This window comes from Pseudomonas fluorescens (assembly GCF_902497995.1).
Lineage (GTDB): Bacteria > Pseudomonadota > Gammaproteobacteria > Pseudomonadales > Pseudomonadaceae > Aquipseudomonas > Aquipseudomonas fluorescens_BK.
On record NZ_CABVII010000020.1, the window covers coordinates 101002 to 112763 of the forward strand.

An 11762-nucleotide genomic window follows, 5' to 3' on the forward strand; every position below is an offset into this window, starting at 1 on the left:
TCATGCAGTTGATTGAACATTCCGACTCGCCGCGCTACATCCGCCTGCACGAGCGGGACAACGTGGTCATCGTGGTCAATGATCAGGGGGTGCCCGCCGGCACCGAGTTTCCGGACGGCCTGGTCACCCTGGACTTCGTGCCGCAGAGCCACAAGGTTACCCTGGAGGATATTCCCGAGGGCGGCCAGGTGATTCGCTACGGCCAGACCATTGGCTATGCGTTACAACCGATTCCACGCGGCAGCTGGGTCAAGGAAGATCAACTGCGCATGCCGACCGCGCCACCCTTGGACAGTTTGCCGCTGTCCACCGAGGTGCCGCCGGCACCGGCGCCGCTGGAAGGCTTTACGTTCGAGGGGTATCGCAACGCCGACGGCACTGTCGGCACGCGCAACATCCTCGGCATCACCACCACCGTCCAGTGCGTCACCGGCGTGCTGGACCATGCGGTCAAGCGCATCAAGGACGAATTGCTGCCCAAGTATCCGAACGTCGATGACGTGGTGGCGCTGACCCACAGCTACGGCTGCGGTGTGGCGATTACCGCGACTGACGCGTACATCCCGATCCGCACCGTGCGCAACCTGGCGCGCAACCCGAACCTGGGTGGCGAAGCCTTGGTCATCGGCCTGGGTTGCGAGAAATTGCAGGCCGGGCAGGTGATGCACGAGAACGACAGCTCGGTGGATTTGAGCGAGCCGTGGCTGTATCGCTTGCAGGATTCCAGTCATGGTTTCAGCGAGATGATCGAGCAGATCATGGAACTGGCCGAGAGCCGTTTGAAGAAGCTCGATCAGCGCCGTCGGGAAACCGTGCCGGCGTCCGAGCTGATTCTTGGCATGCAATGCGGTGGCAGCGATGCATTCTCCGGGATCACTGCCAACCCGGCGCTGGGTTATGCCTCGGACCTGTTGCTGCGGGCTGGCGCGACGGTGATGTTTTCCGAAGTCACTGAAGTACGCGACGCCATTTATCTGCTGACGTCCCGCGCCGAAACCGAGGAAGTGGCTCAGGAACTGGTGCGGGAAATGGATTGGTACGACCGTTACCTGGCCAAGGGTGAAGCGGATCGCAGTGCCAACACCACGCCGGGCAACAAGAAGGGCGGGTTGTCGAACATTGTCGAGAAGTCGTTGGGCTCGATCGTCAAATCCGGCAGCAGCGCGATCAATGGGGTGCTTGGCCCTGGCGAGCGCTTCAAGCGCAAAGGGCTGATTTTCTGTGCGACGCCGGCCAGTGATTTTGTCTGCGGCACATTGCAACTGGCGGCGGGGATGAATTTGCATGTGTTCACTACCGGTCGTGGCACGCCCTATGGTTTGGCGATGGTGCCGGTGGTGAAGGTATCGACCCGGACCGAACTGGCGCAGCGCTGGCCGGACCTGATCGACATCGATGCCGGACGGATTGCCACCGGACGGGCTTCGATCGAGGACCTTGGGTGGGAGTTGTTCCACTACTATCTGGATGTGGCCAGCGGCAAGAAGCAGACGTGGGCCGAGAAGCACAAGCTGCATAACGACATCACGTTGTTCAACCCGGCGCCGATCACGTAAAACCGCGTTATCGTTCATCGCGGGCAAGCCCGCTCCCACAGGGGCTTCTTTGTTGCACAAGTTGTGTGAACACCGAAGATCACTGTGGGAGCGGGCTTGCCCGCGATGGCGGTCTACCTGACGCCGGTGTCCTCGGTGGCTTATCATTAGCCCCCTAACGACGCCCACCCAAGGTTACCCCCGGCATGCTGGCTATCTTCCTCGAAACCCTGAACATCACCGCGCCGGTGTTTGCCATGCTGTTTCTGGGGGTGCTGCTCAAGCGCATCGACTGGATCAACGACAATTTCATTCACACAGCGTCAGCCCTGGTGTTCAACGTCACCATGCCGGCGTTGCTGTTCCTGGGCATCCTGCATGCCGACCTGAACGCCGCGTTGCAACCGGCGCTGCTGATCTATTTCTCGATCGCCACGCTGGTCTGTTTCGCCATCGCCTGGGGTTGGGCGATCTGGAAGTGCCCACGGGAAGACCGGGGCATTTACACCCAGGGCGCGTTTCGCGGCAACAACGGCGTCATCGGCCTGGCGCTGGCGGCGAGCATGTACGGCGATTACGGGATTTCCCTCGGGGCAATTCTCGCGGCGCTGGTGATCCTGCTCTACAACACGCTGTCCAGCATTGTGCTGGCGGTCTACAGCCCGGTGATCAAGTCCGATCCGTGGAGCATCTTTAAAAGCGTGATGGTCAATCCGCTGATCATCAGCGTGTTTGCGGCGGCGCCGTTTGCCTACTTCAAGATTGGCTTGCCAGGTTGGCTGGAGAAGTCTGGTCAGTACCTGGCGCAAACCACTTTGCCATTGGCGCTGATCTGCATCGGCGGCACCCTGTCGCTGGCGGCGCTGCGCAAAAGCGGCTCGATGGCGCTGAGTTCAAGCCTGGTGAAGATGGTCAGCCTGCCGATCCTGGCGACCCTGGGTGCCTGGCTCTGGGGTTTCCGCGGGGCGGAGCTGGGGATTCTGTTTCTGTACTTCGGCAGCCCGACCGCCGCGGCCAGTTTTGTCATGGCCCGTCAGGCCAACGGCAATCATGAACTGGCCGCAGCGATCATCGTCATCACCACCTTGATGGCGGCGGTCACCACCAACTTCGGGATCTTTTTGTTGCAGTGGGGTGGGTGGATCTAACTTCGGGATTTGTAGTGTTTTATCGGGCCTCTTCGCGAGCAAGCCCGCTCCCACATTTGATCTCCACCAATACAAAATTTGTGTACGACTCGGTCAAATGTGGGAGCGGGCTTGCTCGCGAAGACGGCCGAACGATCACCACAAATACCGACAATTACTCCGGCTTCTGATAGCTATCAATCACTTCCTGCGCCGCCCGAAACGCATCGATCGCCGCGGGCACACCGGCATACACCGCGCAATGCAGCAGCGCCTCGCGAATTTCTTCCACGGTGCAACCGTTGTTCAGCGCACCGCGCACGTGGCCTTTGAGTTCCTGGGGGCACTTCAACGCCGTCAGCGCGGCGAGGGTGATCAGGCTGCGGGTTTTCAGTGGCAGGCCTTCGCGGTTCCAGACGCCGCCCCAGGCGTGTTCGTTGACGAAGTCCTGGAGGGGCTGGGTGAACTCGGTGGCATTGCCCAGCGCACGGTCGACAAAGGCGTCACCCATCACTTGGCGGCGGACTTCAACCCCAGGCTTTTTATTGTCGGTCATGGCAATTCCCTCTTGTGGTGTTGGCGACGCCAGGCGCGCAGCGACGTGAACAGCAAATACGCCACCAGTGCCGGCAGGATGAAAAACAGCATCAGGTGTTCAAGCTTGCCGGCCAGCGGCATACCGGTGGTGAATGACACCACATGCAGGCCGTAAGCCAGGTACAGACCCAGAAACAGCAAGCCTTCGAGCCGGGTCATCCGGTAGCCGGAATAGAACACCGGCAGGCACAGCGCTGCGACGCCGAGCATGACCGGCAAATCGAAGTCCAGGGCATTGGGCGACACCGACAGCGGCGATGGCGCGATCAGCGCGGTAAAGCCGAGCACGCCCAGAAGATTGAACAGGTTGCTGCCGACCACGTTGCCCACGGCGATCTCCCGTTCTCCGCGCAACGCCGCGATCAACGAGGTGGCCAGTTCTGGCAATGAGGTGCCCACGGCAACGATGGTCAGGCCGATGATCCGCTCCGACAATCCCAGGTCAGTGGCGACCGACACCGCCGCGCCCAACAGCAAGTGGCCGGCGTACACCAGCATCGCCAGTCCGGCGCCAATCATCAGCAGGCTGCTGAGCCACGGCGCTTGTGGCGCTTCGTGGCTGGTCGATTGTGGACGCGTCGAGTGCCGCGACTGGCGCAGCAGCAAGCCCAGGCACACTAACAGCGCCGCGAGCAGCAGCACGCCGTCAGCCCGGGTCAGTTCTTCGTTCCATGCCAATATGAACACCAGCAGGCTGGCGCCGATCATCAGCGCAATATCCACGTGCACCAGTTGCCGCGAAACCCGCAGCGGGATAATCAGCGCCGAGAGTCCGAGGGTGACGAGGATGTTGAAAATGCTGCTGCCGATCACGCTGCCGACGGCGATGTCGGCGTTTTGCGCCAGGGTCGCTTGCAGGCTGACCGCCATCTGCGGCGCGCTGCTGCCGAGGGCGACGATGGTCAGGCCGATGATCAACGGTCGAACATGCAGCCGCGCGGCCAGGCGCACGGCGGCGCGCACCATCAGTTCGGCGCCGGCGATCAGCAACAACAGGCCGCTGAGCAGTTCGATCACGCTGAGCAGGGGCAAATCGGCAAGTCCGAAGATGGTCGAGGCTCCGTCGGTCAGTCGAGGGCTTGCACGCGAACCCGTGCGGTGCCGCTCCTGAGCATACCCAGTCGTTCGGCGGCCTCGTGTGAAATATCGATCAAACGCCCACGGGTATGTGGCCCGCGATCGTTGATTCGCACCACACAGGACTTGTCGTTATTCAGATTGGTGACCTTCACCCGTGTGCCAAAGGGTAGCTGACGGTGGGCGGCGGTCAGGGCATTTTTGTTGAAGCGCTCGCCACTGGCGGTGCGTTTGCCTTGGTGTTTGGCGCCGTAATAGGAGGCGGTGCCGGTCTTGTCGTAGCCGTGTGGATCGATGATGTCGTTGCTGGAACAACCGGCCAGCAGGGAGAGCAGGGCGCAGGCGTTGAGTAGACGCTTCATTCAATGGTTTCCCAAAACAAATGTGGGAGCGGGCTTGCTCGCGAAGAGGCCATCACATTCAACATCAATGTTGAATGTCACACCGCTTTCGCGAGCAAGCCCGCTCCCACAGGGATTTGAGCCAGTTTTGAATGCTGGCTCCATGCTCATCAGCCCTCGAGCTTGCTTTTCAGCAGTTCGTTGACCTGTTGCGGGTTGGCCTTGCCCTTGGACGCTTTCATGGCCTGGCCGACGAAGAAGCCGAACATCTTGCCGCGTTTGGCTTCGTCTGCCGCGCGGTATTGCTCGACCTGTTCGGCATTGGCCGCGAGCATCTCGTCCAGCACTGCAGAGATGGCGCCGCTGTCGGTCACTTGCTTCAGGCCGCGCTTGTCGATGATCTCGTCCGCGCTGCCTTCGCCGTTGGCCATGGCTTCAAACACCACTTTGGCAATCTTGCCGGAGATGGTGTTGTCCTTGATGCGCAGCAGCATGCCGCCCAGTTGCTCGGCCGAGACCGGCGACTGGTCGATGTCCAGGCCCTGTTTGTTCAACAGGCTGCCCAGCTCGACCATCACCCAGTTGGCCGCCAGCTTGGCGTCGCCGCTGATGCCCACGACTTTCTCGAAGTAATCGGCTTGCTCGCGGCTGGTGGCCAGGACGCTGGCGTCGTAGACCGACAGGCCGAACTGCGCCTGGAAGCGCTCGCGTTTCTGCGGCGGCAATTCCGGCAGGGTGGCGCGCACGTCGTCGAGGAACGAGTTTTCGATGACCACGGGCAGCAGGTCCGGATCGGGGAAGTAACGGTAGTCGTTGGCTTCCTCTTTGCTGCGCATCGGACGGGTTTCGTCCTTGTTCGGATCGTACAGGCGGGTCTGCTGGATCACCCTGCCGCCGTCTTCGATCAGCTCGATCTGACGCTGCACTTCGGTGTTGATCGCCTTCTCGATGAAGCGGAACGAGTTGACGTTCTTGATCTCGCAACGGGTGCCGAATTCAATCTGGCCTTTCGGCCGAATCGACACGTTGCAGTCGCAACGCAGCGAGCCTTCGGCCATGTTGCCGTCGCAAATGCCCAGGTAACGCACCAGTGCGTGGACAGCCTTGACGTAAGCCACGGCTTCCTTGGCGCTGCGCATGTCCGGCTCGGACACGATTTCCAGCAGCGGCGTGCCGGCGCGGTTCAGGTCGATGCCGGTGGCGCCGCTGAACTCTTCGTGCAGGCTCTTGCCGGCGTCTTCTTCCAGGTGCGCGCGGGTGATGCCGACGCGCTTGACCGTGCCGTCTTCGAGGGCGATGTCCAGGTGGCCCTTGCCAACGATCGGCAACTCCATCTGGCTGATCTGGTAGCCCTTGGGCAGGTCCGGGTAGAAATAGTTTTTGCGGGCGAACACGTTGTGCTGGCCGATCTCGGCATCGATTGCCAAGCCGAACATCACCGCCATGCGCACCGCTTCCTGGTTCAGCACCGGCAGTACGCCGGGCATGCCCAGGTCGACCAGGCTGGCCTGGGTATTCGGCTCGGAACCGAAGGTGGTGGAACTACCGGAAAAGATTTTCGACCGGGTGGTGAGCTGGGTGTGAATCTCCAGCCCGATCACGACTTCCCATTGCATGTGTTTCTCCTCAGAAGCCGGTTGGGGTGCGGGTGTGCCAGTCAGTGTTGAGCTGATACTGGTGCGCAACGTTGAGCAAGCGGCCTTCCTGGAAATACGGGGCGAGCAGTTGCACGCCGACCGGCAGCCCGTCGACGAAACCTGCGGGCATGGACAAGCCCGGCAGACCGGCGAGGTTGGCGGTGATGGTGTAGACGTCTTCCAGATAGGCAGCGACCGGGTCGCTGTTCTTGGCGCCGAGCTTCCAGGCCGGGTTCGGCGTGGTCGGGCCGAGGATGATGTCGACCTCATTGAAGGCGGCCATGAAGTCGTTCTTGATCAGGCGCCGAATCTTCTGCGCCTTCAGGTAGTAGGCGTCGTAGTAACCGGCCGACAGCGCGTAGGCACCGACCATGATCCGGCGCTGCACTTCCGGGCCGAAACCTTCGCCGCGGGAACGCTTGTACAGGTCGATCAGGTTTTTCGGGTCTTCGCAGCGGTAGCCGAAACGTACGCCGTCGAAACGCGACAGGTTGGAAGACGCTTCCGCCGGGGCGATCACGTAGTACGCAGGGATCGCGTGCTGCATGTTCGGCAGGCTGATTTCCTTGACCACGGCACCGAGCTTTTTCAGCTCTTCGACGCTGGCCATGACCAGGTCGGCGATACGCGGGTCAAGACCGGCGCTGAAGTATTCCTTGGGTACGCCGATGCGCAGGCCTTGCAGCGAACCGTTGAGGCTGGCGCTGTAATCAGGCACGGGCTCGTCGATGCTGGTGGAGTCCTGCGGGTCGAAACCGGCCATGCCTTGCAGCAGGATCGCGCAGTCTTCGGCAGTGCGAGCCAGCGGGCCACCCTGATCCAGGCTGGAGGCGTAGGCGATCATGCCCCAGCGCGAAACGCGACCGTACGTCGGTTTCAGGCCGGTGAGGTTGGTCAGTGCCGCGGGCTGGCGGATCGAGCCGCCCGTGTCGGTGCCGGTGGCCGCAGGCAGCAGGCGCGCGGCGACCGCAGCAGCGGAACCGCCGGACGAACCACCTGGCACGTGCTCCAGGTTCCACGGGTTTTTCACCGCACCGTAGTAGCTCGACTCGTTGGCCGAGCCCATGGCGAATTCGTCCATGTTGGTCTTGCCCAGGGTCACGGCTCCGGCAGCGGCCAGTTTGGCAACCACGGTGGCGTCGTAGGGCGCCTTGAAGTTGTCGAGCATCTTCGAGCCGCAGCTGGTGCGGATGCCCTGGGTGCAGAACAGGTCTTTATGGGCGATCGGCGCGCCGAGCAGGGCACCGTTCTCGCCATTGGCCCGGCGGGCGTCAGCGGCTTTGGCCTGCTGGAGCGCCAGGTCTTCGGTGAGGCTGATGAAGCTGTTGAGCTGAGGATCGAGCTGGGCGATGCGCGCCAGCAGGACTTTGGTCAGCTCTTCGGAGGAAAACTTTTTATCGGCGAGACCGCGGGCGATCTCGGCCAGAGTCAATTGATGCATTGCAGGCTCTTTCCCTTTAGTCGATGACTTTCGGAACCAGGTACAGGCCGTTTTCGACCGCTGGTGCGATGGACTGATAGGCTTCGCGATGATCGGTCTCGGTCACGACATCTGCACGCAGGCGCTGGCTGGCTTCCAGTGGATGGGCGAGCGGCTCGATACCGTCGGTATCGACCGCCTGCATTTCGTCGACCAGCCCGAGAATGCTGTTCAGGGCCGAAGTAATGTGTGGAAGATCGGCATCATTGAGGCCAAGGCAGGCCAGATGAGCGATTTTTTCCACGTCGGAGCGTTCAAGCGCCATGGGAATCTCCAGTGGAAAACAGAACGGACGGCGTCCGTGTGTTAGATTGGTCGGAACACTACCGCATTTCTACGGTCATATGGCCGCGATTGTGGGGTTTGGTGCACAGAAAAGCGGCCAATTTAACATATTGGCGCCTTGCCCAAAATCCCTGTCGTTGTTAGAGTTTGCCGCACTTTTTTACCCACGCGTTGCCTAGGGTCCTTTCCCCATGTTCAAGAAACTGCGTGGCATGTTTTCCAGCGATCTCTCCATTGACCTGGGCACTGCCAACACCCTTATTTACGTGCGCGAGCGCGGTATCGTCCTGAATGAGCCATCGGTTGTGGCCATTCGGACGCACGGTAACCAGAAAAGTGTTGTTGCTGTCGGCACCGAAGCCAAGCGCATGCTGGGCCGTACACCGGGCAACATTGCTGCCATTCGTCCGATGAAGGATGGCGTGATCGCCGACTTCAGCGTTTGCGAAAAGATGCTTCAGTATTTTATCAACAAGGTTCACGAAAACAGCTTCCTGCAGCCTAGCCCTCGCGTGTTGATCTGCGTCCCGTGCAAATCCACCCAGGTTGAGCGTCGTGCCATCCGTGAATCGGCCCTCGGTGCCGGTGCCCGTGAAGTATTCCTGATCGAAGAGCCGATGGCGGCTGCGATCGGTGCCGGTCTGCCGGTTGAAGAAGCTCGCGGCTCGATGGTTGTCGATATCGGTGGCGGTACCACTGAAATCGCCCTGATCTCCCTGAACGGTGTGGTTTATGCCGAATCCGTACGGGTTGGCGGCGACCGCTTCGACGAAGCGATCATCACCTACGTGCGTCGCAACTACGGCAGCCTGATCGGCGAGTCCACCGCCGAGCGCATCAAGCAGGAAATCGGTACCGCCTACCCGGGCGGCGAAGTTCGCGAAGTCGACGTTCGCGGCCGTAACCTGGCCGAAGGCGTTCCACGCGCATTCACCCTGAACTCCAATGAAGTGCTGGAAGCTCTGCAAGAGTCCCTGGCTACCATCGTTCAGGCGGTGAAAAGTGCGCTGGAACAATCGCCGCCGGAACTGGCGTCCGATATCGCCGAGCGTGGCCTGGTGCTGACCGGTGGTGGCGCCTTGCTGCGCGACCTCGACAAGTTGCTGGCCCAGGAAACCGGCCTGCCGGTGATCGTTGCCGAAGACCCGCTGACCTGCGTCGCTCGCGGTGGTGGCCGTGCCTTGGAAATGATGGATAAACACACCATGGACCTGCTTTCCAGCGAGTGATATCGCCGGTTGCATCTATGCTGTTGGCGCGCAGGCAGCACTTTGCAGTGCTGCCTGTTGCGTTTATCTTCTGTCAGTCTGCATCCAGGCCGGTCTGCCTATGAATAACGAGAACATTTGCCTGGGAGGAGCGGCTTATTAAACCGCTTTTCACCAAAGGGCCTTCACTGGGCGTGCGCTTGTTGGTGCTGGTCGTGCTATCGGTCGCGCTGATGGTGTTCGATGCCCGCTTCACACTGCTCAAGCCGGTGCGTAGCCAAATGTCGCTGGTGCTGATGCAGTCTTACTGGATCACCGACTTGCCGCAGCGGCTATGGCAAGGTGTGTCCAGCCAGTTTGGCAGCCGTACCGAACTCGTCGCGGAAAACGAAAAACTCAAGACCGAAAACCTGCTGTTGCAGGGGCGCATGCAAAAGCTTGCGGCCCTGACCGAGCAGAACGTGCGGCTGCGCGAGTTGCTCAACTCCTCGGCACTGGTCAACGAGAAGGTCGAAGTGGCCGAGCTGATCGGCATGGACCCCAACCCTTTCACCCATCGCATCATCATCAATAAAGGTGAGCGCGACGGTGTAGTGCTCGGCCAGCCGGTGCTCGATGCCCGCGGCCTGATGGGCCAGGTGGTCGAGCTGATGCCGTACACCTCCCGCGTGCTGCTGCTGACCGATACCACCCACAGCATTCCGGTGCAGGTGAACCGTAACGGCCTGCGGGCGATTGCCAGCGGCACCGGCAACCCGGAACGCCTGGAACTGCGTCACGTGGCAGACACGGCCGACATCAAGGAAGGCGATCTGCTGGTCAGCTCCGGTCTCGGTCAGCGGTTCCCCGCGGGTTACCCGGTGGCCACGGTCAGGGAAGTGATCCACGATTCAGGCCAGCCGTTCGCCATTGTTCGCGCCGTACCGACCGCCGCCTTGAACCGCAGCCGTTATCTGTTGCTGGTATTCAGTGACAGCCGCACAGCCGAAGAGCGCGCCAACGATGCCGCCCAGGCCCAGGAAGCGCTGGATCAGCACGGCGGTGGACCGATCATTCCCGCGACCGTGCCCAGGCCTGCAGCCGTTATCCCGGCTGCCGTCGCTGCTCCAGCCGCTCCGGTTGCTCCGGTGATCGCGCCTGCGGCCGCGACCACCCCGGCCAAACCTGTCGCAGCCAAGCCTGTTGCAGCCAAACCTGCCGCCACCAAGCCGCCCGCCAAACCACCGACGGCTCAACCCGCTGCCGCCAAACCGCCTGTCTCCGCGCCGGCCACCCCTGGGGGAAGAGAATAATGGTCGGTACTACCGCCTCCCGAAACGGCTGGATAGTCTGGCTGACGTTTGCCATCGGCCTGCTGCTCAGCGTTTCGCCGTTGCCGCAATTCATGGAAATCCTGCGCCCCCTGTGGCTCGCCTTGCTGCTGGCGTTCTGGGCGTTGGCATTGCCGCAGAAAGTCGGCATGGTGACCGCGTGGTGCCTGGGCCTGGCCGAAGATGTGCTCTATGGCACGCTGCTGGGCCAGAATGCGTTGATCCTGACGCTCATCACCTACCTGGTGCTGGCGCTGCAACAACGCTTGCGGATGTTCCCGATGTGGCAGCAGAGCCTGGTGATCCTGGTGATCTTCGGCCTCGCCCAGTTGGTTCAACTATGGCTCAGCGCCCTGACCGGCAATCGTCAGCCAACGCTGGCGCTGGTCTTGCCGGCACTGGTCAGTGCGTTGCTCTGGCCTTGGGTCAGCTACGGTTTGCGCGGGTTGCGTCAACGCTACAGAATCAATTGATTCGGTCAGGCATTTGCCGGTGCCCTGTGAGGCAGGGCACTAAACAGGGAGATGTCTTGATGAAACAGCTGTACCTCGCCTCAGGCTCGCCGCGTCGGCGTGAACTGCTCACGCAGATTGGCGTGCCGTTCTCCGTCATCAGTGCGGACATCGATGAAACCCCTTTGAATCTCGAATCGCCATCGGCCTATGTCGAACGCCTCGCGCGTGGCAAGGCCGAAGCCGGGCGGCGGCTGGTCGTGTCCGATGCGGATTTCTGTGTGCTGGGCGCCGATACCGCCGTGGTGCTCGATGGGAAAATTCTCGGCAAACCAGTGGACGAAGCCGACGCGTGCGCCATGCTTATGATGCTGGCAGGCCAGGACCATGAAGTGCTGACCGCCATCGCCGTGCTTGACGGTGAGCGTTGTGAGTCACGGGTTGTGCGCAGTCTGGTGCGTTTTCGCCCCATCGATCGCGAAGAAGCGGCGGCCTACTGGGCCAGCGGCGAACCGCGAGACAAGGCTGGCGGCTACGGCATTCAAGGGCTGGGCGCGGTGTTTGTCGCCCAGCTGAATGGAAGCTATTCGGCGGTGGTCGGATTGCCGCTGTGCGAAACCTCGGAGCTGCTCGGCCATTTCGGCATACCCTGTTGGCAAACCCTTAACGCGCGCTGAGCGTCGTACTGACAAGATGCGGCCATTATCGTGAAC

Annotated in this window: 12 protein-coding genes; 6 read left to right on the top strand and 6 right to left on the bottom strand. The window is 61.4% G+C overall.

Translation table 11 applies throughout. From position 1 onward, the window contains the following. Positions 1 to 2 precede the first annotated feature (2 nt). Entirely contained in the window at positions 3 to 1556 is a 1554-nt protein-coding gene (gene garD, locus F8N80_RS22210; protein WP_150784704.1) for a galactarate dehydratase, read from the top strand. A 185-nt stretch (positions 1557 to 1741) separates the two neighbouring features. After that, positions 1742 to 2683 carry an AEC family transporter gene (locus F8N80_RS22215; protein ID WP_150745493.1) on the top strand — a complete coding sequence of 314 codons (942 nt, stop codon included), beginning with the start codon at positions 1742 to 1744 and terminating at the stop codon, positions 2681 to 2683. 154 nt (positions 2684 to 2837) lie between these two features. Here F8N80_RS22215 and F8N80_RS22220 read toward each other — a convergent pair whose 3' ends face one another. From F8N80_RS22220 to gatC, 6 genes are all read right to left on the bottom strand, one after another. Next, positions 2838 to 3218, bottom strand: coding sequence for a carboxymuconolactone decarboxylase family protein (locus tag F8N80_RS22220; RefSeq protein ID WP_007901416.1), 381 nt, complete (start codon positions 3216 to 3218; stop codon positions 2838 to 2840). Further along, on the bottom strand, positions 3215 to 4276 hold the full coding sequence (locus F8N80_RS22225) for a calcium/sodium antiporter (protein WP_150745502.1): 1062 nt from the start codon (positions 4274 to 4276) through the stop codon (positions 3215 to 3217). Before F8N80_RS22225 ends, F8N80_RS22220 begins: the two co-directional genes overlap by 4 nt. Before the next feature lie 50 nt (positions 4277 to 4326). Beyond that, positions 4327 to 4698: a septal ring lytic transglycosylase RlpA family protein gene (locus tag F8N80_RS22230; protein ID WP_150745494.1), complete on the bottom strand. Its 372-nt coding sequence runs from the start codon at positions 4696 to 4698 to the stop codon at positions 4327 to 4329. Positions 4699 to 4847: 149 nt separating this feature from the next. Continuing rightward, positions 4848 to 6293: an Asp-tRNA(Asn)/Glu-tRNA(Gln) amidotransferase subunit GatB gene (gene gatB, locus F8N80_RS22240; RefSeq protein ID WP_150784705.1), complete on the bottom strand. Its 1446-nt coding sequence runs from the start codon at positions 6291 to 6293 to the stop codon at positions 4848 to 4850. A 10-nt stretch (positions 6294 to 6303) separates the two neighbouring features. Beyond that, positions 6304 to 7755: an Asp-tRNA(Asn)/Glu-tRNA(Gln) amidotransferase subunit GatA gene (gene gatA, locus F8N80_RS22245; protein WP_150784706.1), complete on the bottom strand. Its 1452-nt coding sequence runs from the start codon at positions 7753 to 7755 to the stop codon at positions 6304 to 6306. Between the two features lie 16 nt (positions 7756 to 7771). Then, positions 7772 to 8059: an Asp-tRNA(Asn)/Glu-tRNA(Gln) amidotransferase subunit GatC gene (gene gatC / locus F8N80_RS22250; protein ID WP_150748232.1), complete on the bottom strand. Its 288-nt coding sequence runs from the start codon at positions 8057 to 8059 to the stop codon at positions 7772 to 7774. Positions 8060 to 8270: 211 nt separating this feature from the next. On the opposite strand from gatC, the gene mreB reads away from it, so the two are divergent. From mreB to F8N80_RS22270, 4 genes are all read left to right on the top strand, one after another. Next, a complete protein-coding gene (mreB, locus tag F8N80_RS22255; RefSeq protein ID WP_002555108.1) occupies positions 8271 to 9308 on the top strand; it encodes a rod shape-determining protein MreB in 1038 nt (345 codons plus the stop codon). Between the two features lie 137 nt (positions 9309 to 9445). Continuing rightward, complete coding sequence (gene mreC / locus F8N80_RS22260) at positions 9446 to 10579, top strand: rod shape-determining protein MreC (protein ID WP_150784707.1); 1134 nt, start codon at positions 9446 to 9448, stop codon at positions 10577 to 10579. Next, positions 10579 to 11070, top strand: a complete 492-nt coding sequence (mreD, locus tag F8N80_RS22265) for a rod shape-determining protein MreD (protein WP_150748230.1) — start codon at positions 10579 to 10581, stop codon at positions 11068 to 11070. Before mreC ends, mreD begins: the two co-directional genes overlap by 1 nt. Before the next feature lie 59 nt (positions 11071 to 11129). Further along, positions 11130 to 11726: a Maf family protein gene (locus tag F8N80_RS22270; protein ID WP_150748229.1), complete on the top strand. Its 597-nt coding sequence runs from the start codon at positions 11130 to 11132 to the stop codon at positions 11724 to 11726. Positions 11727 to 11762: the final 36 nt, after the last annotated feature.